The following is a 25,385-nucleotide window of genomic DNA, read 5'->3' on the forward strand; positions in this document are numbered from 1 at the left end:
CGCTGCCCCGGCCCCCGGCCCCGCCGCCTCGGCCTCGGGCGCCACCGGCGGCCCGGCGCTGGCGCTGGACATCGGCCCGGTGAAGCTGGTCAACGGCCGCGTCGACTTCACAGACCGCTTCATCCGCCCGAACTACAGCGCGCGGCTGACCGAGTTGAACGGCCGCCTCGGGGCCTTTCGATCGGGCACGCGCGAGATGGCCGCGCTCGAGCTGCGCGGCCGCGCCGAGGGCACTGCGCTGCTCGACATCGTCGGCCAGCTGAACCCCACGGCCGACCCGCTGGCGCTGGACATCCGCGCCCGCGCCACCGACCTCGAGCTGGCGCCGCTGTCGCCCTACGCCGCCAAGTATGCGGGTTATGCCATCGAGCGCGGCAAGCTCAGCATGGACGTGTCGTACCGCATCGACCCCGACGGCAAGCTCGACGCCAAGAACCAGGTGGTGCTCAACCAGCTCACCTTCGGCGGCAAGGTCGAATCGCCCGACGCCACCAAGCTGCCGGTGCTGCTGGCGGTGGCGCTGCTGAAGGACCGGCACGGCGTCATCGACATCAACCTGCCCGTCAGCGGCAGCCTGCAGGACCCGCAGTTCAGCGTCGGCGGCATCATCCTGAAGATCATCGTCAACCTGCTGACCAAGGCCTTCACCGCGCCCTTCGCGCTGCTGGCCGGCGGCGGCAGCGACGACCTCAGCGTGGTCGGTTTCCAGCCCGGCACGGTGGCGATCACCGACGCCGGCCGCGAGGCGCTGGACAAGGTGGCCAAGGCGCTGCTCGACCGCCCGGCGCTGACGATGACCGTGACCGGCACCGCCGACGCCGTGGCCGAGCGCCAGGCGCTGCAGCGCGCCACCTTCGAGGCGCGGCTGCTGGCCGAGCGGCGGCGCGAGCAGGCCCGCAGCGGCACGCTGCCGGCGGCACCCGCGGCGGCCAGCGCGGCGGCGGCCTCAGCCTCGTCGCCACGGCCCACCGCCGCCCCGCCGATGAGCGCGGAAGAGCGCGCCCGGCTGCTGAAAGAGCTGTACCGCCAGACCCCGCTGCCCGACAAGCCGCGCAATGCGCTGGGCATCGCGCGCGACATCCCGCCCGCCGAGATGGAGGCGATGCTGCTGGCCGCGCAGCCGGCCACGCCCGACAGCGTGCGCGAGCTGGCGCTGCAACGCGCCATCGCCGTGCGCGACGCGCTGGTGGGCCGCGGGCTGCCGTCCGACCGGCTGTTCCTGGCCGCACCCAAGCTGCGCGGGCCGGGCGATGCCGACACCGGCTGGGCGCCGCGCGCGCAGCTGACGTTGGCGCTGCCGTGATCGCCATCCGATGAGCAGCGCCCGGGTGTCCCGCCTCGTCGCGCTGCGACCTTCGCTGCCGATCCTGATCGGCGCATCGGTGATGCTCAGCCTGGCCATGGGCCTGCGCCAGAGCCTGGGCATCTTCATGCCGCCGCTCACCCGCGACACCGGCATCACGGTGTCGGACTTCACGCTGGCCATCGCGGTGCAGAACCTGGCCTGGGGCGTGCTGCAGCCGCTGGCCGGCGCCTGGGCCGTGCGCCTGGGCATGCGGCGGCTGATGGTGGGCGGCGCACTGCTGTACATCGCCGGCCTGGTGCTGCTGGCCACGGCCACCGGCCTGCCCGGCGTGATGCTGGGCGCCGGCGTGGCCATCGGCGCGGCCATGGCCTGCAACGGCAGCGCGCTGGCGCTGGCGGCGGCGTCGCGCCCGGTGCCCGCCGCCGTGCGCAGCACGGTGCTGGGCATTGTCTCGGCGGCCGGCTCGCTGGGCGCGATGCTGGCCGCGCCCATCGGCCAGGCCCTGGCCCAGCAGCAGGGCTGGCGCGTCGGCGTGTGGGCCTTCGCCGCCCTGGCGCTGCTGATGCTGCCGGCCGCGTGGATGGCCGGCCGGGTCGATGCGCTGCCGCTGCCGCAACAGGCTGGCGAGGGCCACAACGCGCGCGCAGCGCTGGCGCTGGCGCTGCGCAACCCGCTGTTCGTGGTGATGGCCCTGGCCTATTTCGTGTGCGGCATGCAGTTGGTCTTCCTGACCACGCACCTGCCCTCGTACCTGGACCTGTGCGGCATGGACCCGATGCTCAGCGCGCAGGCGCTGGGCATGATCGGCGGCTTCAACGTGCTGGGCAGCCTGTTCTTCGGCTGGGCCGGCGGCCGCTGGAACAAGCAGATGCTGCTGGGCGGCATCTACATCGTGCGCTCGCTGGTGCTGGCGGGCTACTTCATGTCGGCGCCCACGCCGACCAGCACGCTGGTCTTCGCGGCCATCATGGGCTTCCTGTGGCTGGGCGTGGCACCGCTGGTGTCGGGCTGGGTGGCCGACACCTTCGGCCTGCGCTGGCAAGCCATGCTGGGCGGCGTGGCCTTCGTCTGCCACCAGTTCGGCAGCTTCACCGGCGCGCTGGGCGGTGGGCTCATCTTCGACCTGGCCGGCTCGTACAACGCCGCCTGGCAGGCCGGCGTGGCGCTTGGGCTGGCCGCCGGGCTGGCCCAGGCAGGCTTCGCCTGGGCGCGCGGCGGCGGCCACCGGCCCCCGGCGGTGCGGGTGGCCTGACCCGCCGCACGGCCACCCGGGCCGGCGTCACGGCATGGACGGCCGACGGGTCAGCTCGAACAGCTGCGTGCCCGCGCCCTGGGGATGCCCCGCCGGCCGCTCGGACGTGCGCCGGGCGAAGACGCCCATCGTCTCGGGCACCGACCAGATCACCTGCCGGAAGCCGAAGCTGTCGGTCATGGCCACGCGCCAAGCCTTGAAGGTGCCGGCGGGCACGGTGACGTCCTCGTGCGCCTCGACCACCCATTCCGAGATCATCGGCACCTTGCGTTCGCCGGGGTTCGCCGTCAGCACGTGCTGGTGCCGCCAGGTGCGGCCCACCTCGAGCGGCCAGGTGAAGGTGAGCGGCGGGTCGTAGCTCATCATCACGCGGCCCGACGCATCCAGCACGGCCAGCAGGCCGATCTGGGCGTCCTGCAGTTGCGAGAAGGCGGGCGCCTCGAACTTCAGCACTTCGCGGCCTTCCCAGGTGCCCCGGGCCATGCGCAGCGTGAGCTGGGTGGTGCCATTGCCGAAGCTGCCCGTGCTGGTCACCTGGTAGGTCCAGCTGGAGCCCATCGGCGGCGGGCTGTAGCGCTCGGCCCGCGGCGGCGCGCTGGCGCAACCGGCCAGCAGTGAGGGTCCCAGCGCAGCCCCCAGCGCGACGGCCAGGGCACCGACGAGGGCGGCGCGGCGGGCGGGCGTGCGGGTGGCGAGGTGGGCATGCATGGACGGTCTCCTTTCTCGGCCACGCCGGCCAGCGGCACGCTGCCGGCAGGTGGTCACGCTAAGCCCGGCGGGGCGATGCCGCATTGAGCGCGGTCACCGCCCATCGGCGTGGCCGCCGGTGCGCACGGCTTGCCACGGCGCCGCGTGCCGCGGCCGGGCCGGGGTGCCGCCGGCCAGCGCGTCCTTCCGCGGCATGACGCCACCGGCCCGCCACGCGTCGGCGCCGATTGACACGGGCCCGGTCCGCTCGGGACACTGGCCCTCCCCCCTGCTCGGCAAAGGCTCGACACCATGGCCACCCGATCGACCCCACCGGCCGGCACCCGCGCCCCGCGCCGGGCCGCAGCCGCCCAGGCCACCGCACCGCGCAAGTCAAGCAAAGCTGCCGCCGAGGCGGCAAGCGTGCCGGCCGCGCCGAAGGGCGCCGCCAAGCCGCCTGCCAAGTCAGCAAAGGGTTCGAAGCTGCCCCAGCGGGCCGCCCCCGCAAAGCCGGCCAAGACACCCAAGCCTGCCAAGCCGGCGGCGCCGTCCGCCGTCAAGGAATCCAGCTTCGCCAACGGCCTGTTCGACGCCCGCCCCGACCGGCTCGACTTCCGCGACCTGCACTACGCCGCACCGCTGCGCTCGCTGTCGCCGCAGCACCCGCCGCCCGACCAGTTCGCCCGCTTCGTGCCCGGCTACGTGCAGGCCGGGCTGGTGCTCGACCAGGGCAACGAAGGCGCCTGCACCGGCTTCGGCCTGGCGGCCGTCATCAATTACCTGATGTGGCTGCGCCAGGGCGGCGTGTCCAAGGGCGAGGGCTCGGGCCGCGTCAGCCCGCGCATGCTGTACGAACTGGCCCGGCGCTACGACGAGTGGCCCGGCGATGCCTACGAAGGCTCGTCCTGCCGCGGCGCGTTGAAGGGCTGGCACAAGCACGGCGTGTGCCTCGAAGACCTGTGGCCGCACCGCCAACGCCGCGTCGCGCCGCTGGAAGGCTGGGACCGCGACGCCGCCACGCGGCCGCTGGGCGTGTACTACCGCATCAACCGCCGCTCGGTCACCGACCTGCAGGCGGCAATCTGCCAGATCGGTGCGGTGTACGTGTCGGCCAAGGTGCACGACGGCTGGGACCGGGTGGAGACGCTCGAGCGCGCCCCCAGTTCGCACGGCGCCGACCAGTTGCCCGCGGTGCCGCCGCCCCAGAAGCCGCAGTCCACCGGCGGCCACGCCTTTGCGCTGGTGGGCTACAACGAGCGCGGCTTCATCGTGCAGAACTCGTGGGGCGACCGCTGGGGCGCCTGCGGCTTTGCGGTGCTGCCCTATGACGACTGGGTGCGCCACGGCACCGACGCCTGGGCCGTGGCGCTGGGCGTGGCACAAGTGCACCGGCTGTCGTCCGACCGCATCGCGGCGCTGCGCTGGCCGGCGCCGAGCGGGCGATCGCTGGGCTCGTTCGACGACGCCGTCGGCAACCCGGCCAATCCGCCCGACGACCCCTGGCCGATCGACCGCGAGTTCGAGGTCGCCGCCTACCAGCCCTGGTCCACCGCCAAGGCCTACGAGCACACGCTGGTCACCGGCAACGAGGGCCGGCTCATCGTCACCGACGTGCTGGCCGGCATCGACAGCGACCCCGGTGCCTTCGTCGACCAGCAGGTGGCGGTGCGGCCGCTGGCCTTCCTGCAGGCGCAGCCCGTGGCGCGCCTGGTCATCTATGCCCACGGCGGGCTGAACAGCCAGGACGAGTCGATCGACCGCATCCGCGTGCTGGCGCCTTACTTCGAGGCCAACGGCATCTACCCGCTGTTCCTCACCTGGCGCACCGGGCCGATGGAGACGCTGTTGCATATCCTGCAGGACAAGGTGGCCGAGCGCTTCGGCATCGCCGGCGACGGCACGCAGGCCAGGGGCATGTTCGACGGCATCGGCGAGGCCCGCGACCGCAGTGTCGAGGCACTGGCGCGCAAGGTGGCCAAGGGCCTGTGGACCGAGATGCGCGAGAACGCGCGCCTGGGTGCCCACCCGGGTCGCGGCTGGACGCTGCTGGCCCGGTCGCTGGGTCGGCTGCAGGCCAGCCTGGGGGCCAAGCCGCTGGAGCTGCACCTGGTCGGCCACTCGGCCGGCAGCCTCGTGCTGGGCCACCTGCTGACGCGGCTGGCGGCCGAGCCCCGGCTGCCGGTGGCCAGTTGCGCGCTGTTCGCGGCGGCCTGCTCGGTGCGGTTCGCGCTGCGCCACTACCTCGACCAGGACGCCGCGGTGCTCGACCCGGGCCACCTGCACCTGCACCATCTGCAAGACCGCGAAGAGAAGGACGACGACCTGCTGCGCCTGGGACCGGTCACGCTGTACGGCAAGTCGCTGCTCTACCTGGTGAGCCGCGCGCTGGACGACGAGCGCAAGATGCCGCTGCTGGGCATGGCCCGCGCGCTGGACCCGCAATACAACACCAGCGACCAATGGGCCGACACCGAAGTGGCCACCGTGCACGAATGGCAACAACGCGCCGGCAACGTGCACTTGCACCCGGTGCCCATCCCCAGCGTGCGCGTCAACCGCAAAGGCCGCACCGTGCCGGCGGCCCACGGCGCGTTCGACAACGACGTCGACGTGATCGGGCAGACCATCGCCCGCATCACCGGCGCGCCCCTGGTCGGCCCGGTGGAGTGGCTGGACTACTGATCCGCGGCCGACCTGGCGGGGGGCGCCGGCGCCAGGTGCAGGGCGTTGCGGCCGAGGTGCTTGACCTCGTACAAGGCCTGGTCGGCCCGCAGCATGGCCGCTTCGGGTGAGGCGTCCCGGGCCGACATCGGGCTGATGCCGATGCTCACCGTCACCTCGACGCGAAGGTCGCCCAGCTCCAGCGGGCACTGCTGCACACGCTCGCGCAGGCGCTCGGCCAGCACCATGGCCTCGTCGCCGCGGGTGTCGGGCAGCAGCACCGCGAACTCCTCGCCGCCGCAGCGGCCCACCATGTCCAGCCGGCGAGTCTGCTCGCGCATCAGCTGCACCACGTGACGCAGCACCGCGTCGCCCACGGCGTGGCCGTGCCGGTCGTTGACGAGCTTGAAGTGGTCGAGGTCGAGCACCATCACGCAGCTGGACATGTCGGCATGGCGGCGCAGGCGTTCGAACTCGGCCTCGAGCCGGGCCATGAAACTGCGCCGGTTGGCCGCACCGGTGAGGAAGTCGGTGGTGGCCTGCAGGCGAAGTTCGCTCTCGAGCCGCACGCGATCGGTGATGTCCTCGAAGCTGGCGTACACCTGCTCGAGCTGGCCATTGCGCTGCAGCGGCACCGCGCTCACCAGGATCCACACCTGGCGCTGGTCGGGGCGCGCCACGCCCATGACCACGTTGCGCACCGGCTGGCCGGTGCGCAGCACCTGCATCGCCGGGTGCTCCTCGCCGGGGAAGGGGGTGCCGTCCTCGCGGATTGCATGCCACTGCGGATCGATCGATCTGCGGCCCTGCATCTGGTCGAGCGTGAGCCCGAGGATGCGCTGCGCCGCGGGGTTGGCCGAGAGGATGCGGCCATCGGCGTCCTGGTAGACGACGCCCTGCGCCACGGTTTCGAACAGCGTGCGGAAGGTCTCTTCGCTGTGGCGCAGTCCGGCCTCGATGCGCTTGCGCTCGGACACGTCGGTCATCACCCCGGTCCACATGGTCTCGCCCCGTTCGCCGGGCTTGGGCGAGGCCTTGGCATGGATCCACTTGAGCGCGCCGTCGGGCAGGCGGAAGCGGAACTCGACTTCCCAGGTGTGCAGGTTCTGCAACGCCGCCTGGCTCGAGGCCTCGTACGCAGGCTGGTCTTCGGGAACGATGCCGCGCAGGACGACGCCGCGGTCGGCGATCACCTGTTCCGGGGTCAGGCCGAGCAGGTCTTCGACCCCCGGGCTGACGTAGGTCAGCGTGCGGTCGCCGCCCCGCGCAATGAGCCGGAACATCGCACCCGGGATGGAGGCCGTCAGGTCGAGCAAGGCCGCCTCGCGCTGCTGCAGCGCCTGCTGGGCCAGCTTGAGCGCGGTGACGTCGTCGTGCGCCACCACCACGCGACCGGGCATGCTGCCGGCGATGCGCGAGACCCGCACGACGAACCAGCGCGGCACCTCGGGTGACGGGCAGCCGTACTCGAACTGGAACTCGGCGCGCCGGCCTTCCAGCACCTCGCGCAGCAGCGGGGCAAAGGCCTTCGCCTCCGGTGCCTGGGCCGTGCCCGACAGGGCCGCCAGTTCGCACACAGCCAGGTAGTTGGTGCCCTCCTGCGTCTTGGCCGGCGTGCCGTCGTTGGCCTGGCAGAAGTTGCGCCATGCCTGGTTGACGGCAACGATCATGCCCTGGTCGTCCAACACGCAGACGTGGGCCGACAAGGCATCGAGCACCGACTGCACGAAGCGCTGCGAGTCGGCCAGCGTCATTTCCATGCGCCGGCGCACGGTGATGTCGACCACGTGCACGAGGCGGTGCACCTCGCCCGGGTCGTCGCCGGCCAGGCGCACCGATTCGGTCAGCACGCTCACCGGCGAGCCGTCGCGGCGCTGCAGGTCGTACTCACCGTCGAGCGAACCCTCGCCCGCCAGGAAGCTGCGATGGCGCTGCAGCATCGTCGGCCGCAGCGCCGGGGCGAACAACTGCGTGAAGCTGCGGCCCAGCAACTCGTCCTCGTGCCACCCGTAGAGGTCGCAATAGGACCGGTTGGCCGCGCGGTACAGGCCGTCGGCATCGATGAGGGCCATGCCCACCGGCGAACGCTGGATGATCTGGTCGAAGTGCAGACGCGGGCCGACGGGCACGGCCACCGACGAGGCGGTGCGCGCTGCGTCTGGGCCGGACTGTCCTGCCTGGTCCATCCTGGGCGATAGATCACTGTCCACGGTGGTGCTGGCCGCCATCCGGCGGACGAAACATTGCGGCGAGGTTACGACAGGACACAGCCAAGGTCGATCAAACAAGTCGATGTCCCCATATACCTCTGGGTGTAGCCGGCATTTCGGCACGGTCGACAGCCGCACATCGCCGACGGGCGGTCGGGCGGTCGGGCGGCCAGGCACCGCGCCAACCATTGAAAGCAATTGCAAAGGGGGTGCCGGTCCGCCATTGCGCACGACCGGTGCCCGTGGGTCGATGGGACACTGGCCAGCCGTCCGATCCGCGCCCGTCGTCTGCAGCCCATGGCCACTGTCACCGAAGCCACCACCGTCCGCACCTCCGGCGACCGCCGTGCCGATGCGCTGATGGACAGCTTTGCGAACTGGAACTTCCTCACGCCCGACATCACCCCGGCCGCCAACACGCTGTACTTCACCTTCGCGATGAGCACACCGCTCACCGAGGCGGCGCCCGACCGCTCGCCCGCCGCCTTCAACGCCAGCCAGACCGCCGCCGCGCGTGCCGTGCTGGCGCACGTGGCGTCAATCACCGGCATCGCCTTCGTCGAGACCACCTCCCCGGCCAGCGCCGACCTGCACTTCGCCAACGCCGACCTGGCGGGCAGCCAGACCACCGGACTGACCAGCACCTCGTGGGGCTACGGGTACTCGGGCGAGACCCTGTCCAGCTACACGGCCGAGGCCTACGTGTTCCTGGACGACGTCGAGTGGCGCGGCAGCACCAGCGCGCCGCAGGCCGGCAACGCCGGCTACGAGACCCTGCTGCACGAGGTGGGCCATGCCATGGGCCTGCACCATCCCTTCGAAGGGCAGGTCACCCTGCCCGCCACAGAGGACCACACCGACAACACCGTGATGTCCTACACCAGCCGGGGCACCATCAAGAGCGAGTTCCAGGCCTACGACAAGCTGGCGCTGGCCTGGATCTATGGCGGCGACGGGCTGGGCGGCACCTGGGGCTACAACGCCAGCCGCGGCCTGTCGCTGACGCCCGGCACGCCGCCGGCCGGCCTGACCCTGGTGGGCGGTGCGAACGCCGACACCCTGGTCGGCGGCGAGGGTGCCGACAGCCTGAGCGGCGGCGGCGCCGACGACCGGCTGCGCGGCAATGCCGGCAACGACCGCCTCGACGGCGGCAGCGGCCTGGACACCGCCGACCACGGCGGCCCGCGCAGCGCCTACACGGCCGTGCGCAGCGGTACTGGCTGGAGCGTCAACGACGGCCGCGGCATCGATGGCACCGACACGCTGGTCGGCATCGAGCGCTTGCGCTTCAGCGACGGCGCGGCGGCGCTCGACACCGACAGCCCGGCCGGCCACGCCGCCCAGGTGGCGAGGATCATCGGCGCCGTTTTCGGCCCGTCGACGCTGGCGCAGCGCGAGCTCGTCGGCATCGGCCTGGACCTGCTGGACCGGGGCGTGGGCTATGCCGAGCTGCTGGACCTGGCCGTCGGCACCGAGCTGTTCGCCCAGCTGGCCGGCGGTCGGTCGAACGCCGCCTTCGTCAGCCGGGTCTACCTGAACGTGGTCGGCAGCGCCCCCAGCGCGGCCGAGCACGCGCACTTCCAGGGTCTGCTCGACTCGGGCGTGCACACCCAGGCCAGCCTGGCCCTGCTGGCCGCCGACACCGACGTGAACGCGCTGCACATCGACCTGGCCGGCCTGGCCACGACGGGGCTGGACTACATCCCGCAGGGCTGAGCTTGGCCACGTGACGCGCGCGCACCACAGTCCCGCGATGTCTCGTTTGGGGCAGGTCAAACCCAGACCTTGGTAGGGGTCGCATCGCCGCCCGCCCTCCAATAATTCCTCACGCGAGGGGTCGAGAAGACCCCTTTCGCGTTTCTTGTCCTTCCAATCCTGTTCTCTGGAGATCGATCCATGCAGTTCCGTACCCTGGCTCCCGCCCTGCTCGTCCTCGCCACCGCCTCCGGCGCCGTGCACGCTCAGGCCACCGTCAAGCCCGATGGCCAATGGCGCGCGGCGCTGGGCCTGGGCGCCAGCCTCTCGTCGGGCAATACCGATGCCAGCAACCTGTCGTTCAACGCCGACGCCGTGAAGGCCACCGCGCAGGACAAGATCTCGCTGTTCGGCACCGCCCAGTACGCCAAGACCAACGACGAGACGACCGCCGAACAACTGCGCCTGGGCAGCCGCTACGACCGCAACCTCACCGATGCGCTGTTCGGCTTCGGCGGGCTCGACCTCGAACGCAACAAGTTCTCGAACCTGAAGCTGCGCAGCCAGCTCAGCGGCGGCCTCGGCCTGCACGTGATCAAGTCGGCCGACACCACCTTCGACCTGTTCGGCGGCCTGAGCTACAGCTCGGACAAGTTCTTCGACGCCACCGTGATCGATGGCGAGCGCCGCAGCAAGTACAACTACACCTCGCTGTTCCTGGCCGAGGAATCCAGCCACAAGCTCAGCGACACCACCAGCGCCAAGCAGCGCCTGGCGGTGTACCCGAACCTGAAGAACAGCGGCGAGTACCGCGCCACCTTCGACGCCGGCCTGTCGGTGGCCATGTCCAAGACCTACAGCCTGAACGTGGGCCTGGGCGTGACGCACAACTCCGAGCCGGGCGCCGGCCGCAAGGCCACCGACAGCCTGCTGACCACGGGCGTGTCGGTCAAGTTCGACTGATCTCGGCGGCACGACAGGCCGGCGCCCCGGCGACCGGCCTGTCGTAGCATCCGGCCATGGCCCACGCGCACGACCACGACCCCGATCACGGGCACGCCCACGATCACGATCACGAGCACAGCGAACTCGGCGAGATGGACCTGCGCGTGCGCGCGCTGGAAACCGTGCTGTCCGAGAAGGGCTACATCGATCCCGCCGCGCTGGGCGTGCTGATCGACACCTACCAGACCCGCATCGGCCCACGCAACGGCGCGCGGGTGGTGGCGCGGGCCTGGGTGGACAGCGCCTACCGCGACTGGCTGCTGCGCGACGCCACGGCCGCCATCGCCTCGCTGGGCTACACCGGCCGGCAGGGCGAGCACATGGTGGCGGTGGCCAATGGCCCGGGGCAGCACCACATGGTGGTGTGCACCCTGTGCAGCTGCTACCCCTGGCCGGTGCTGGGCCTGCCGCCCACCTGGTACAAGAGCGCGCCCTACCGCTCGCGCGCGGTGAAAGACCCGCGCGGCGTGCTGTCGGATTTCGGCGTCACCCTGCCCGAAGGCACCGAGATCCGCGTCTGGGATTCCACCGCCGAGGTGCGCTACCTCGTCATCCCCGAACGCCCCGCCGGCACCGAGGGCCTGACCGAAGACCAACTGGCCGACCTCGTCACCCGCGATTCGATGATCGGCACCGGGCTGGCGAAGGCGATCGCTGCATGACCGCCGCCCTGCCCTGGCCCACCCAGGCCGACCTCGGCGGCCAGCCTGGCCACGGCCGCGTGCAGCCCGAGCCCGAAGGCGAACTGTTCCACGCCGCGTGGGAGCCCAAGGCGCTGGCGCTGACCCTGGCGATGGGCGCCACCGGCGCCTGGAACATCGACGCCAGCCGCGCCGCCCGCGAGACGCTGCCTGACTATCCCAGCCTCACCTATTACGAAATCTGGATGGCGGGCCTGCAGGCGCTGATGGCCGAGCGCGGCCTGGCCTTGCCCGACGAGATCGCCGCCGGCCACGCCCTGCACCCGGCCCGCCCGCTGCCGCGCCAGCTGGCCGCTGCCGACGTGGCGGCTGCGCTGGCGCGCGGTTCACCCACCGAGCGGCCCGACGCCGCCGCCGAGCCGGCCCGCTTCGCCGTCGGCGAGGCGGTGCGCACGCGCCCTGGCCCCATGGCACACCACACCCGCCTGCCCGGCTACGTCGCCGGCAAGCGAGGGGTGATCGAGCGGGTGCACGGGCTGCATGTCTTTGCCGACACCCATGCGCATGGGCTGGGCGAGCAGCCGCAGTGGCTGTACACCGTGGTCTTCGACGGCGCCGAGTTGTGGGGCGACGAGGCCGCGCCGGGCCTGCGCGTGTCGGTCGACGCCTGGCAACCCTACCTGCTGCCCGCCTGACGCCATGAGCGACGCCAGCACCGCCGACCTGCGCACCTGCCCCGGCCTGCCGCTGGGCGACCGCGAGCAGCCCGTGTTCGCCGAGCCCTGGCAGGCACAGGCCTTCGCGATGGTGCTGCAACTGCACCAGCGCGGCCTGTTCACCTGGCCCGAATGGGCCGCCGCGCTGACCGAGCAGATCCGCCGAGCCCAGGCCGCCGGCGACGCCGACCTGGGCGACACCTACTACCGCCACTGGCTGGCGGCGCTGGAGGCGCTGGTGGCGGCCAAGGGCGCCACGACGGACGCTGAACTCACGCGCTATGCCCAGGCCTGGGACCATGCGGCCGACCGCACGCCGCACGGCCAGCCGATCGTGCTGCAGGCCGCAGACTTCGACGGGCCGCCGCACGCCGCTCAGTGATCCTGCGCCTCACGCTGCAGACGCTGAGCCGCGGCGACGGCCTGCTGGGCATGCGGCCGGAAGGGCCGTTCGGCCCGCGCGGCGCCCAGGTCACCGTCGCCTGGCTCGACGAGCCCGCGGGCGCCGACCCCGCGGCCCTCGCCACCGCCCACCAGCACCTGCGCGACAGTGGCCTGCTGCCACTTCATCGACGCGTGCTGCAATGGCGCGGCGCGCCCGCCCCGCTGCCCGACGTGCCGCTGTGGACCCTGGTGCAGGAAGAGCGATTCGGCGACTTCTGGGCCGACCAGTTGCCCTTGCTGCAGCAGGACGGCTGGCAGATCGTGGTGCGCCCCGGCTTCGCCCACGAGAGCGTGCCGGTGCAGGCCTGGCGGCTGGTGCTCGACGCCACCAGCGGCGAGGTGCTGGGCCAGGCCGTAGCCGCGCCGATGGCCGGGCGGCCCGCCCGCGTCACCGCGCTGCGCCAACCGCACGGCGAAGGCAGCTGGCTGTTGAGCCTGGGCGTCGAGGTGGACGGCCAGGTGCTCGACCTGGCCCCGCTGCTGGCCGGCCTGCTGCAGCGCGACCGCCGCTGGCTGGATGCCGAGCAACTGGCGGCCATCGACGATGCCGAGGTGGTGAAGCTGCGTGCCCCCGGCGGCCGCCGCCTGCACGCGCCGGCGGCGCCGCTGAAGGCCATCGTCGGTGCCCTGCTCGACCTGATCACCGACCCGCGCCGGCGCGAGGGCCCGATCGCGCTGCACGGCTGGGAGGCCCACCGGCTCGAAGCCCTGCGCCTGGCCCTGGCCGGCGACCCCGCGCGCCGGGCCGGCCCGCACGGCGCCTGGGCGCTGCAGGGCGAGGCCGGCCTGCAGGCCCTGGCCAGGCGCCTGCAGGCCGCCGGCGGCCTGCCCGACCTGCCCCTGCCCGCCGGCCTGGGCGTGACGCTGCGCCCCTATCAGCACCACGGCGTAGCCTGGCTGCAGCACCTGCGCGCGCAGCACCTGGCCGGCATCCTGGCCGACGACATGGGCCTGGGCAAGACCGCGCAGACGCTGGCCCACCTGCTGATCGAGAAGCACGCCGGCCGCCTGGCCGACGCCCCCGCGCTGGTGGTGGTGCCGGCCTCGCTGCTGTTCAACTGGCAGGCCGAGGCGCGGCGCATGGCACCCGAACTGCGCGTGCTGCTGCTGCAGGGCCCGCGCCGCGGCACCGAGCAGGCGCGCATCGACGGCCACGACCTGGTGCTGACCAGCTACCCGCTGCTGTGGCGCGACATACGTGTGCTCGAATCCCGGCCCTGGCACCTGCTGGTGCTGGACGAGGCGCAGATGGTGAAGAACGCCGGCAGCCGCACCGCGCGCGCCGTGCGCCGGGTGCCGGCGCGCCACCGCCTGTGCCTCACCGGCACGCCGCTGGAAAACCACCTGGGCGAGCTGTGGGCGCAGTTCGACTTCCTGCTGCCGGGCTTCCTGGGTGACCGGCGGCAGTTCCAGCAGCAATGGCGCCGGCCGATCGAGAAGAACGGCGAGACGGCCCGCGCCGCGCTGCTGGCGGCGCGCGTGCGGCCCTTCATCCTGCGCCGGCGCAAGGACCAGGTGGAACTGGAGCTGCCGCCGCTCACCGAGACCATCGAGCGCCTGCCGCTGGAAGGCGGCCAGCGCGCCCTGTACGAAAGCGTGCGCGTGGCCGCCGACGACCAGGTGCGCAAGGTGCTGGACCGCAGCGGCTTTGCCGGCGCGCAGATCGCCATCCTGGATGCGCTGCTGAAACTGCGCCAGGTGTGCTGCGACCCGCGGCTGGTGAAGGGCCCGCGCAGCCCGCCGCCGCCCGAGAACGCCAAGCTCGGCTGGCTGCGCGAGCACCTGCCCACGCTGGTGGCCGAGGGCCGCCGGGTGCTGGTGTTCTCGCAGTTCACCGAACTGCTGGGCCTGCTGCAGCCCGAGCTGGACGCGCTGGGCCTGCGCTGGCTGGCCCTCACCGGCCAGACGCCGCCGACCGAACGCGGCCAGGTGGTGGCGCGCTTCCAGGCCGGCGAGGTGCCGCTGCTGCTGGCCAGCCTGAAGGCCGGCGGCGTGGGCCTGAACCTCACCGCCGCCGACACGGTGATCCACCTCGACCCCTGGTGGAACCCGGCCGTCGAGCGCCAGGCCACCGCCCGCGCCCACCGCATCGGCCAGCAGCGGCCGGTGTTCTCGCACCTGCTGGTGGCCGAGGGGAGCATCGAGGAGCGGCTGCTCGAACTGCAGGCGCGCAAGCAGGCGCTGGCCGACGGCGTGCTGGGCGAAGACGCCGCGCTGGCGCCCAAGTTCGGCCAAGCCGAACTGGACGCGCTGCTGGCACCGCTGGGGTGACCGCGACGGATGCCGTGCCCAGCGCGGGTTGTGCCGTGTTCGGGGTGCCGTGTTCGGGGAGCCGTGTGGCAGCAGATGGGCGTTCGAAGGGCCTGCGCTGCTGAGCCCCAGCCTCTGCTGTTTGGGCATTGCTGCGTGCCCATGTCGGTGGTTCCCGCCGTTCGGGCGGCAACGGGCGCGCGCCAGTCTGCGGACTTGACGATGCTCAACGCAGAGACGAAGACATTGACCGGTCCTGCGGTTGCGACGGGTATGCTTTGACTGCCATCTTGCGGGTCTGCGTTTCTCGTTGAGGGATACGATGCGCCCCACTCCCCAGTCGATTGCCACCTTGGTGATCACGTTCATCGTGATCTGCGTGTCGCTGGTGCTGGGCGGCGTGGGCACCATCGCCTACCACTCGTACAGCGTCCAGAAGTGGTCCGAGTTCGAAGGCGCACTGAAGCTGGGGGCCGATCAACTCGCCGTCAGCTTGGCACCGCCGGTCTGGAACCTCGAGTACCCGCAGATCAACCGGCTGCTGGAAAGCCAGATGCAGGATCCGCGATCGGCGGGCGTGGTGGTGCAGGTGGGCGACCAGCAGGTCATCATGGCGCGTGACGCGCAGGGAGTGGCGCACACCCTGAGTCAGCGGTTCGACACCGCCGGACTGCACCGCACCGAGCGCAGCATCCTGCACGCCGACCAGGTCGTGGGCACGCTGGAGGTGTACGCAACGGCACGCCAGGTGCAGCAAGCCTTGCGCCGGGCCTGGATCTACACCGCCGTGTCCATCCTGCTGTTCGACGTGCTGCTGACGCTGAGCCTGTACCTGCTGATGCAGCGGCTGGTGCTGCGGCCCCTGCGCCTGGTGGAGTCGTATGCCGTGCAGGTCGCGAGTGGCGAGGGCGAACCCAAGCAGATGGGGCAATGGCGGTTCCGGGGAGAGCTGGAACGGCTGAAGACGGCCATCGATGCCATGGTCCGGCAGCTGGCGTCGCAGAACGCGGCATTGCAGCAGTCGGCCGAGCGCTTGCGAGAGGTGCTGCGGCTGCTCCCGATGCCGATCATGCTGTCCGATGCCGATGACCGCATCGTCTTCATCAACGACAGGTTCTTCGAGGTCTTCGGCTATGCGTATGAGGAGATCCCCACCCTGTCGGGATGGGCCACCCATGTCTTCCCCGACCCGGACGACCGGCGGCGGGTGATGGCCGGCTGGCGCCGGGAGTGGGACGAGGCCGGCCATCACGGCCGCCCGGTGCCGGCGCAAACCTATCACGCGACCCGCAAGGACGGCCAGGTGCGCGTGGTCCAGGTGGGTGGGATGAAGTCGGAGGCACTCTACATTGCCGTGCTCGACGACATCACCGACCGCATGCAGGTCGAGCACGAACTGGCTCGCTACCGCGAACACCTCGAGGAACTGGTGCAGATGCGCACCGCCGAACTGCAGGCCAGCAACCGACAGCGCGAGGAGATCCAGTTCGCGATGGACCATGCCGGCATCGGCATCCTGCGCATCGACGCGGCCAGCGGACGCCTGTCCTATGCCAACGACCAAGCCGGCGCTTTGCTCGGTCGGACGGCGGACGAACTGCAGCAGCTGCATGTGAGCGAGGTCGTCCCGAACCTCGCGGGAGAAGGTCTCCTGCGCGCCTGGCCAGCGCTGCCCGGGATCGACTTCACACGGCTGGAGACCACGCTGCAGCGCGGCGATGGCCAACAGTTGCCGGTGGAGGTGCTGCTGTACTACAAGCCACCGGTCGATGACCGGCCAGGCCACCACATCGCCTTCCTCACCGACATCAGCCTGCGCCGGGCGTCGCAGGAGGCGCTGATCGAGGCCAAGCAGGCTGCCGAGGCCGCCGCCCAGGCGCGCAGCGAATTCCTGGCCAACATGAGCCACGAGATCCGCACGCCGATGAACGCCATCATCGGCATGTCCAGTCTCGCGCTGCAAACCAACCTGGATGCCACGCAGCGCAACTACATCGAGAAGGCGCACGGCTCGGCCAAATCCCTGCTGGGCATCCTGAACGACATCCTGGACCTGTCCAAGATCGAGGCGGGCCGGCTGGACATCGAACATGTCGCCTTCCACCTCGATCGCGTGTTCGACAGCCTGGCCAACCTGCTGGCCCTGCGCGCCGAGGAAAAGGGCGTGGAGCTGCTGTTCGACGTGGCCCCCGGGACGCCGCTGCACTGGGTGGGCGACCCGCTGCGGCTGGGCCAGATCCTGATCAACCTGACCGGCAATGCCATCAAGTTCACCGAGGCAGGCAGCGTGGTCGTGGGCTGCCGCGTGCTGGCCTACCCCGGCGCGAACGCGACGCTCGAGTTCTCGGTGGCCGACAACGGCATCGGCATGAGCGACCGACAACAGGCCGGCCTGTTCACCCCGTTCAGCCAAGGCGACAACTCCATCTCTCGCCGGTACGGCGGCACCGGGCTCGGCCTGGCGATCTGCAAGCGCCTGGCCGATCTGATGGGCGGCCGCATCGCCGTCGAGAGCCAGCCCGGCCAAGGCAGCGTCTTCCGCTTCGTGGCCGACTTCGAGCGAGCCGATGCCGCCGAAATCCCCAGCCGCCCGCTGCCCGCCGCATTGCGGTCCACCCGGGTGCTGGTGGTGGACGACAACCCGCACGCCTTGCGCATCCTGGGCGGACTTGTCGCTGCGATGGGGATGACGGCCGATGCGGCGTCTTCGACGGTGCAGGCGCTGGACCGGTGGCGCGAAGACGGTCCCTACCGATTGGTGATCGCGGACTGGAAGCTGCCCGGGAGCGATGGCCTGTCGCTGCTGCGCGTGCTGCACCACGAACCGGTGCCGCCCCTGGTCATCCTGATGGCGGGCATGCTGGGCGCGCAGGCGCTGCGACAGGCGGCCGCCGGTCTGCCGCTGGCCGCTGTGCTGCCCAGGCCTTTCAGCGCGTCGACCCTGCGCGAGGCCATCGAGTTGGCCTTCGGGCATGGCGCCACAGCGGCCCCGTCGCTCGCGACGGCCCAGGCCGCAGCGATCCGGGGCCGTGCACTGGAGGGTGCACGCATCCTGCTGGTGGAAGACAACCTCATCAACCAGGAAGTCGGCAAAGGCATGCTGGACCATGAGGGTGCGCGCGTTGCCGTGGCGGCCAATGGCCAGGAGGCGATCGACCGACTGGCCGACGAGCCTTTCGACGCCGTGCTGATGGACATCCAGATGCCGGTGATGGACGGCCTGCAGGCCTGCCGCGAGATCCGGCTCCAACCGCGGTTTGCCAAGCTGCCCATCATTGCGATGACCGCCGGTGCGCTGCCGTCGGACCGCAGGCAGACCTCCGAGGCCGGCATGAACGATCACCTGACCAAGCCGATCGACGCCGCCGAGCTGACGGCCACGCTGGCGCGCTGGCTGGCCCGTGCGCCGCTGCGACCCACGCAGCCGTCATCGCCCGATGCGCCAGTCCCGGCGCCGCAAGCACCGGCAGCGGCGTTGGACCTGGGCCATGGCCTGATGTCCGTCGGAGGCCGTGCCGAGGCGTACCGACGTGTGCTGCAGCTGTTCGTGGCCGACATCGACAGCTTGCGGCAGCAACTGCGCGCTGCGTTGTCCGCGGGCGATCGCTTGGCGCTGAGTCGCCTGGCGCACAGCACCAAGAGCGCGGCGGCCTCGATCGGCGCGCAGGCACTGAGCGCAGCGGCGCTGGCGCTCGAACACGCCGCAGGCCAGGGCGACCCCCAGGCCTTGCAGGAGCCGGTGGCGCGACTCGAGGCTGCCTGGACGGAGGCCGAACTGGCGGCGCGGCGGCACCTTGCGGCCGAGCAGGCCGGCACGACAGGGAAAGGAGATCACCATGCATGAGCGCACTCTGCTCAGGCCGGCCTGGCTTCGGTGGCTGGTGCTGACCGCGATGATGGGCTGGCTCGCTGCGGCCGGCGCGCAGCCGATGCGGTTCGTCCATCCACCGGCCGAATCGGCCAACGATACGCGCCACACCTACTACTGGCAGTTGCTGCAGGCTGCGCTGGAGGCCACGCGCGCGCAGTACGGCGACTACGAGCTCAAGCCCTATGCCGAATCCATGAACTTCACACGCGCCGCGGCCGAAGTGGCCTCCGGCGACGGCGGTCGTGTCAACATCGTGTCGCGGGCCACCAACCTCGAACTCGAAACCCGTCTTCGCCCGGTGCCGATTCCGCTGGACCGCGGCTTGCTCGGCTACCGCGTGTTCCTGATCATGGCTGACCTGCAGCCCAGGCTCGACACGGTGCGCACCCTGGCCGACCTCAAGCGGTTCAGCATCGGCCAGTCCACGCCGTGGACCGACGTCAAGATCCTCGAGGCCAACGGATTCAAGCTGGCGCTGGCCAATGACTACGAGGGCTTGTTCAAGATGCTGGGGGCGCGGCGCTTCGACCTGTTCTCGCGCGGGGTCAATGAGGTGCGCGACGAGTGGCTGAGCCGTCGCGACGACATTCCCGGCATGGTCATCGAACGTGGCATCGTCCTGCACTACCCGATGCCGCGCTACTTCTTCGTGCCCCGCACCGCACTGGGAGAACGCATGGCCCAGCGCCTGCAGGACGGACTGCAACGCATGGCGCGCTCCGGCGAATTCGAGCACCGCTACCAAGCCTACAAGCGCCTGGTGCTGGACGGTGTCGACCTGTCCGGGCGGCGTGTGTTCCGTCTGCCCAACCCCCAGCTGTCGTCCCTGGCGCCTGTGGACGACCGGTTCTGGTGGGACGACCTGGCTGCCGAACTGGCCCCTCGCAAGTAGCGGTGCGTGTCGGTGAGCCAGCCGATCGCTGTGGCCTGCGCGTCGAGGTGACGCAGCTTGCCCAGCAGTCGGAGAACCGCCTGCATGCCGACAGGCACGCGCAACAGGTGCACACCGAAGTCGCCCCTGCCCCCCCGCAGATCGGCGCCCCGCATTCGCGGGGGAACTGGCCCCGTCAGCCGTGCCGGCGCCCCGTGGCGCATGGTCGTTGCTGCAACATCGCGCCAGGTCGCACCGGCATGCCGCAGGACGGACCGCTTTCGTCGAAAGGCACGCATGTTGGGAACCGTTAGAACCTGGGCCGCGGGCGCCGCGCTGGCCGCTTTGGCCCTGCCGTCCGCGCACGCCGCTGCGCCCACCGTCGTCGTGACGTGGAACCAGGCCGTGCTGGCCGAACTGCGCGCCGGCGCGCTGGCGCCGCCGGTGGCGGCGCGCGCGCTGGCCATCACGCACACCTGCATCTACGACGCCTGGACGGCCTACGACGCTGCCGCGTTCGGCGTGGTCAGCTCGTTGCCGCGGCGGCCGTCGGTGGAGCGCACCACGGCCAACAAGTCGGCCGCGCTCAGCCACGCCGCCTACAACTGCCTGCTGAACCTGTTCCCGGCCGGCGCCACGCGGCTGCAGGCGGTGATGACGGGCCTGGGCCACAACCCCTGGGACACCACGCGCGACCTGACGCGGCCGCAGGGCATCGGCAACAGCGCGGCGGCGGCCGTCATCGCCAGCCGGCGCAGCGACGGCTCGAACCAGTACGGCGACCTCGCCGTCGGCGCCTACGCCGACTACACCGGCTACGTGCCGGCGAACGCACCGATGCCGTTCTGCCTGCCCACCACGGCAGGTGCCTGCCTGCTGAACGTGAGCGACGCCTCCCGTTGGCAGCCGCTGGTGAACGACCGAGGGGCGATACAGCGGTTCGCGGCGCCGCACTGGGACCGCGTGACGCCCTTCGCGCTGACCTCGGCCTCGCAGTTCGACGCCCAGGGCCCGGTGGCCGCCGGGCCCAACTACCTGAAGGGCTGGGCCAATCTGCAGGCCGACATCGACAGCATGCTGGCCTACAGCGCCGGCATCACGATGCAGCGCAAGGTGATCGTCGAGTACTGGGCCGACGGCCCCGAGTCCGAGCTGCCGCCCGGCCACTGGGGCCTGTTCGCGCAGTTCGTGTCGCAGCGCGACGCCAACACGATCGATCAGGACGTGAAGATGTTCTTCGCGCTGCACAACGCGTCGTTCGACGCCGGCATCGCAGCCTGGCACCTGAAGCGCAAGTACGACGGCGTGCGCCCGATCACCTCGGTGCGCTACTTCCGCCAGGGCCAGCAGGTGCTGGCCTGGGGCGGGCCGCAGCAGCCTGTGAAGTGGATCGACGCCGGCAAGTGGACGCCCTACAACCCGGGCAGCAACCTCACGCCGTCGTTCCCCGGCTGGGTGTCGGGCCACTCCACGTTCTCGGCCGCCAGTGCCGCGGTGCTGCGCGCCTTCACCGGCAGCGACACCTTCGGCTACAGCACGGTGGTGCCACCGGGGTTCGGCCGGGTCGAACCCAACGTGCCCGCGGTGCCCACCACGCTGAGCTACCCCACCTTCACCGCCGCGGCCCAGGACGCCGGCCTCTCGCGCCTGTACGCCGGCATCCACTACGCCGACGACAACACCGTCGGCCTGTGGCTCGGCGACCAGGTCGGCCAGCAGGCCTGGGACCGGGCACGGGCGCTCGGCACGCTGGCCAGCGGCATGGTGGCCGAATGGATGTTCGACGACACCATCGGCACCCAGGTGCCCGACCGCAGCGGCAGCGGCCGCACCCTGACGCTGAACGCCGGCGCCAGCATCGTGCAGCCTTCCATCTCGGGCGCCGCGGTGCGCTTCGCCGGCGCGGCCCAGCCGTTCGGCGCCACGGCCACGGCGACGATCAACACCGCCAACAGCTTCTCGGTGGCCGGCTGGATCCGCTTCAACCAGCTGCCCAACTGCCAGAACCAGGCGCTGGCCAGCCAGGACGGCATCACCGTCTACGGTTTCCTGCTGGGCATCGACGCGCCCTGCAACGGCAGCGCGGGTGCCTTCAAGTTCGCGATGCGTGCCTTCGACGCCGACATCGCCAACCGCTACTCCGCCACGACGGGCCATGGCCCGGCCACCGGCACCTGGGTGCACCTGGCCGGCGTGCGCGACGCCGCCACCGGCATGCTGACGCTGTACGTGAACGGACGGGCCGAATCCACCGTGGCCTACCCCTACCGCTGGTCGGCCAACGGCAGCTTCGCGGTGGGCCGCGGCAAGTTCAGCGGCCAGTTGCGCGACCCGGTCTACGGCGACGTCGACGGCGTGCGCGTCCATTCGCGCGCGCTGTCGGCGGCCGAGGTCCAGGCGCTGTACAAGGCGGCGCGCTGAGCAAACCGCCGCACGACGGGGCCCATTCGTGCCGGGCCGGCGCCCATCGGCGCCGCGCCCAGGGACCCCGGCACGGCGCCGAGGCACCGCGCCGAGTTCGGCGCGACGCTGACCTGGCCCGGCAGACCTGAGCCCCGGGGCCGTCGGCCCTGGGGTGATTCCTCCACCCGCGGCGCCGCGGTCGCCCTACGATCGCGGCATGAAGATCCAAGACGCCCCGATCGACCTGCACGCCCGCTTCGCCCAGGTGCGCGCCGCGGCGGCAGCAGCCCCCTTCCCCGACTGGGCCCAGCGCGCCGACGCCCTGCGCCGGCTGCAAGGCCTGCTGGTGGCGCACGAGGCCGAGATCACCCAGGCCATCGACGCCGATTTCGGCGGCCGCCCGGCCATCGAGACCGAGCTGGCCGAGGTCTGGCCCAGCCTCGAAGAGGTGAAGGGCGCGCTGCGGCATGGCCGCCGCTGGATGAAGCCGCGTCGTGCCGGCGTCGGCCAGTGGTTCCTGCCGGCGTCGGCGCAGGTCATCCCGCAGCCGCTGGGCGTGGTCGGCATCATCGTGCCCTGGAACTACCCGCTGTACCTGGCCGTCGGCCCGCTGGCCGCGGCGCTGGCCGCCGGCAACCGGGCGATGGTGAAGATGTCGGAGTTCACCCCGCGGTTCTCGGCGCTGTTCCAGCGCCTGTGCGCCGAGGCCTTTCCGGCCGGCGAGGTGATCGTGGTCACCGGCGGCCCCGAGGTGGCGGCGCAGTTCAGCGCCCTGCCCTTCGACCACCTGCTGTTCACCGGCTCCACGCCGGTGGGCCGCCGCGTCATGGCCGCAGCCGCCGCCAACCTGACGCCGGTGACGCTGGAACTGGGCGGCAAGTCACCCACCGTGATCGCGCCCGGCTACCCGCTGGCGCATGCGGTGCAGCGCATCCTGGCCGGCAAGCTGATCAACGCCGGGCAGACCTGCATCGCCCCCGACTACGTGCTGCTGCCCCGTGCCGACATCGAACCCTTCATCGCCGAGGCCCGCGCGCAGGCGCAGCGCATGGTGCCGGGCGGGCTGGGCGACCCGGGCTTCTGCAGCATCGTCAACGACCGCCAGTACCGCCGCCTGGCCGACGCGCTGGACGAGGCCGCCGGCGCGGGTGCGCGTTGCGTGCCGCTGTTCGACGGCCCGGCGCGCGACGACACGCGCCACCGCCTGGCGCCGCACCTGCTGATCGGCACCCCCGACGACACCGCGCTGATGCGCGACGAGATCTTCGGCCCGCTGCTGCCGCTGGTGCCCTGCGACAGCGCCGACGAGGCCATCGCCCACATCAATGCCAGGCCGCGGCCGCTGGCGCTGTACTGGTTCGACCACGATCGCGCCCGTGTCGACGACGCGCTGCGGCGCACCCATGCCGGCGGCGTCAGCGTCAACGACACGCTGCTGCACATTGCCCAGCACAGCCTGCCCTTCGGCGGCGTCGGCCCGTCGGGCATGGGCCACTACCACGGCCAGTGGGGCTTCGACACGCTGAGCAAGCTCAAGCCGGTGTTCCGCCAGGCGCGGCTCAACGGCATGGCGATATTCCTGCCGCCGTACAGCGCGATGGCGCGGCGGATGCTGGGGTGGATGAAGCGCTTGTGAGCGCCCCGAGGCGGCGGCAAAGGCCCGCCGCCGCCCCCCGAGGGGGTGAGGAAACTTCGGAGCGGCCGTGCGTTTCCTCATGAGTCGGGTGAGCATCACGAGACCGTGACGCACCGGCGTCAGGGCCGCCCTGCGGCGCCCATTGAACCCTGCTCTCCGACCCCCGCCCCGACGACCGGAGGCGTGTGGACCCGGATGTCCGGGTGGCGGCTGCACGCAGGCTCGTCGGCCCCCATTCTGGCGCGTGAAGTGCGCGACTCGGCACAGGCCATCGGCCCACCTGGCGGCAGCCGGTCCCGTTCGGGCCGTCGACCGGGCTCGACGGCCCGGCCCGCGGCGTCCTCCGTCCGCAGGATGCGCAAGCCCGGCCGATGCGCCACACTTGCGTGCAAGGAGGCACACCATGGGCTCACCACACCATCGCCGATTCGGTGACGGCACGGCCGTCGCGGCCACTGCGGTGCTGGCCACGCTGGCCGCGGCCGTTCTGGTGCTGTTGTCAGGCGCGGCCTGGGCGCAGGCCGGCACGGCCTCCCAGGGCGGCGGCATCCAGTTCAACGGCCGCCCGCTCGATGCGCAAGGGCAGCGCGTGCTGCGCCAGCTCGAGGCGCGGACCGGGCCCGTGCCGCCGGGGCGCTATTGGTACGACCCGATGACCGGCGCCGCCGGCGTGTGGGGCGGGCCGGTGGCGGTGGTGCTGGCGCCGGGCCTGCCGCTGGGCGGGCCCCTGCCGGCCACGGCATCGGGCGGCGGCCAGGGACGGCTGACCGGCGTGTTCGTCAACGGGCGCGAACTGCACCCCTTCGACGTGCAGCGACTGCAAACCGTGGGGCCGGTGGTGCCCGGCCGCTACCGCTGGGACGCCGCCGGCAACGTGGCCACCGAGGCCGGCGTGCCGCTGTTCAACTTCAACGCCGCCGTGGCGCGGCGTGGCGGCAACAACCCCTACTACCGCAGCGACGTCTCGCGCGGCGAGAGCGTGTTCGTCGGCAAGGGCTGCACGGCGGTCAGCGGGCGGACGTCGCCGGGCGACTCGTCCAGCAGCTACTCGTACTACGTGGGCTGCTGAAGCCTCGCAGGCGACCGCCGGCGGCCCGCCGGCCGCTGCCGCGCAGGGGCGGTGCGCCATGCCGAGCCGCTGTGCGCGCTGACGCGAACGATGCGCGCACCGATCACCAGCGGCAGCCCTTGTCGCGCAGCGCGTCGGCCACCAGGGGCAGCACCGCGGCCAGGCCCATCGAGCCGTAGCGCTCGCGGCAGTCACCGCGCGCGGCCTTCTCGATGCCCTCGGTCAGCTTCGACTTGGTGTCGGGCGGGCGCGGCAGCAGTTGCAGCACCCCGCGCGAGCTCTGCTGCGAGAGTTCACCGCTGCGGCCCCGCGGCAGCTCGAGGTTGAGCCGAGGCGCGCTGGACGCTGCCGACGGTGGCGTGGCCACGTCGCGGCCCAGGCGGGCACCGGCGTCGGGCGCACCGCCGCCCAGGCGGACGGCGTCGGGCGAGGCGGGCGCGGCGAGCGGCGACGCTGGCGCAGATGCCTCGGCCACGCCGCCGGGTGGCGCCGTGGCGGCTGGCGACGTCGACGGTGCGACCGACGCGGTGGGCGGAGCCACGCCGGGTGCCGCCGGCGTGAGCTCGACGCGGTTGACCGCGGAAGTCGGAGGCACGGACGGCGCAGTCACGGACGGCACGGCCACCGTCGGCGCGGCCACCGTCGGCGCGGCCACGGCGGGCGCCGTG

The 25,385-nt window shown here is 72.0% G+C and carries 16 protein-coding genes and 1 pseudogene; 14 read left to right on the plus strand and 3 right to left on the minus strand.

Features of this window, described 5'->3' with window-relative positions:
• Both EOINJALH_RS00115 and EOINJALH_RS00120 read left to right on the plus strand, forming a co-directional pair.
• On the plus strand, window positions 1-1,303 hold a 1,303-nt coding region (locus tag EOINJALH_RS00115; protein WP_144289785.1), incomplete at its 5' end, for a DUF748 domain-containing protein.
• A 25-nt stretch (window positions 1,304-1,328) separates the two neighbouring features.
• Window positions 1,329-2,558 carry an MFS transporter gene (locus EOINJALH_RS00120; RefSeq protein ID WP_404872718.1) on the plus strand — a complete coding sequence of 410 codons (1,230 nt, stop codon included), beginning with the start codon at window positions 1,329-1,331 and terminating at the stop codon, window positions 2,556-2,558.
• A 27-nt stretch (window positions 2,559-2,585) separates the two neighbouring features.
• On the opposite strand, the gene EOINJALH_RS00125 is transcribed toward EOINJALH_RS00120, so the two are convergent.
• Complete coding sequence (locus EOINJALH_RS00125; RefSeq protein WP_088278283.1) at window positions 2,586-3,266, minus strand: hypothetical protein; 681 nt, start codon at window positions 3,264-3,266, stop codon at window positions 2,586-2,588.
• A 291-nt stretch (window positions 3,267-3,557) separates the two neighbouring features.
• Between EOINJALH_RS00125 and EOINJALH_RS00130 the strand changes: the two genes are divergently transcribed.
• Window positions 3,558-5,927, plus strand: a complete 2,370-nt coding sequence (locus tag EOINJALH_RS00130; protein WP_144289786.1) for a C1 family peptidase — start codon at window positions 3,558-3,560, stop codon at window positions 5,925-5,927.
• On the opposite strand, the gene EOINJALH_RS00135 is transcribed toward EOINJALH_RS00130, so the two are convergent.
• Window positions 5,921-8,092 (minus strand): PAS domain S-box protein, encoded by a 2,172-nt coding sequence (locus EOINJALH_RS00135; protein WP_158219591.1) that lies wholly within the window; start codon window positions 8,090-8,092, stop codon window positions 5,921-5,923. The genes EOINJALH_RS00130 and EOINJALH_RS00135 overlap by 7 nt on opposite strands.
• A gap of 321 nt (window positions 8,093-8,413) precedes the next feature.
• On the opposite strand from EOINJALH_RS00135, the gene EOINJALH_RS00140 reads away from it, so the two are divergent.
• The 11 genes from EOINJALH_RS00140 to EOINJALH_RS00190 all read left to right on the plus strand — a co-directional run bounded on the left by EOINJALH_RS00140 (window position 8,414) and on the right by EOINJALH_RS00190 (window position 24,717).
• Window positions 8,414-9,832 carry a reprolysin-like metallopeptidase gene (locus EOINJALH_RS00140; protein WP_088278285.1) on the plus strand — a complete coding sequence of 473 codons (1,419 nt, stop codon included), beginning with the start codon at window positions 8,414-8,416 and terminating at the stop codon, window positions 9,830-9,832.
• A 180-nt stretch (window positions 9,833-10,012) separates the two neighbouring features.
• Window positions 10,013-10,774: a YdiY family protein gene (locus tag EOINJALH_RS00145; protein ID WP_088278286.1), complete on the plus strand. Its 762-nt coding sequence runs from the start codon at window positions 10,013-10,015 to the stop codon at window positions 10,772-10,774.
• Between the two features lie 56 nt (window positions 10,775-10,830).
• Window positions 10,831-11,478: a nitrile hydratase subunit alpha gene (gene nthA / locus EOINJALH_RS00150; protein WP_088278287.1), complete on the plus strand. Its 648-nt coding sequence runs from the start codon at window positions 10,831-10,833 to the stop codon at window positions 11,476-11,478.
• A complete protein-coding gene (gene nthB, locus EOINJALH_RS00155) occupies window positions 11,475-12,152 on the plus strand; it encodes a nitrile hydratase subunit beta (protein ID WP_404872719.1) in 678 nt (225 codons plus the stop codon). The genes nthA and nthB overlap by 4 nt, the downstream gene beginning before the upstream one ends.
• A 4-nt stretch (window positions 12,153-12,156) precedes the next feature.
• Complete coding sequence (locus tag EOINJALH_RS00160; protein ID WP_088278288.1) at window positions 12,157-12,555, plus strand: nitrile hydratase accessory protein; 399 nt, start codon at window positions 12,157-12,159, stop codon at window positions 12,553-12,555.
• Window positions 12,556-12,605: 50 nt separating this feature from the next.
• Entirely contained in the window at window positions 12,606-14,888 is a 2,283-nt protein-coding gene (locus EOINJALH_RS00165) for a DEAD/DEAH box helicase (protein WP_088278299.1), read from the plus strand.
• Between the two features lie 301 nt (window positions 14,889-15,189).
• Entirely contained in the window at window positions 15,190-18,711 is a 3,522-nt protein-coding gene (locus EOINJALH_RS00170) for a response regulator (RefSeq protein WP_088278289.1), read from the plus strand.
• Window positions 18,704-19,630, plus strand: a complete 927-nt coding sequence (locus EOINJALH_RS00175; protein WP_088278290.1) for a hypothetical protein — start codon at window positions 18,704-18,706, stop codon at window positions 19,628-19,630. Before EOINJALH_RS00170 ends, EOINJALH_RS00175 begins: the two co-directional genes overlap by 8 nt.
• A 276-nt stretch (window positions 19,631-19,906) precedes the next feature.
• Window positions 19,907-22,030 (plus strand): DUF6851 domain-containing protein, encoded by a 2,124-nt coding sequence (locus EOINJALH_RS00180; RefSeq protein ID WP_158219592.1) that lies wholly within the window; start codon window positions 19,907-19,909, stop codon window positions 22,028-22,030.
• Between the two features lie 199 nt (window positions 22,031-22,229).
• Window positions 22,230-23,648: a coniferyl aldehyde dehydrogenase gene (locus tag EOINJALH_RS00185; RefSeq protein ID WP_088278292.1), complete on the plus strand. Its 1,419-nt coding sequence runs from the start codon at window positions 22,230-22,232 to the stop codon at window positions 23,646-23,648.
• Between the two features lie 403 nt (window positions 23,649-24,051).
• Window positions 24,052-24,717, plus strand: coding sequence for a hypothetical protein (locus EOINJALH_RS00190; RefSeq protein ID WP_088278293.1), 666 nt, complete (start codon window positions 24,052-24,054; stop codon window positions 24,715-24,717).
• Between the two features lie 103 nt (window positions 24,718-24,820).
• Here EOINJALH_RS00190 and EOINJALH_RS00195 read toward each other — a convergent pair.
• Window positions 24,821-25,385 (minus strand): annotated as a pseudogene (locus EOINJALH_RS00195) (hypothetical protein); the annotation flags it as partial.

Source organism: Ideonella sp. A 288 (assembly GCF_002198735.1).
GTDB lineage: Bacteria > Pseudomonadota > Gammaproteobacteria > Burkholderiales > Burkholderiaceae_C > Pseudaquabacterium.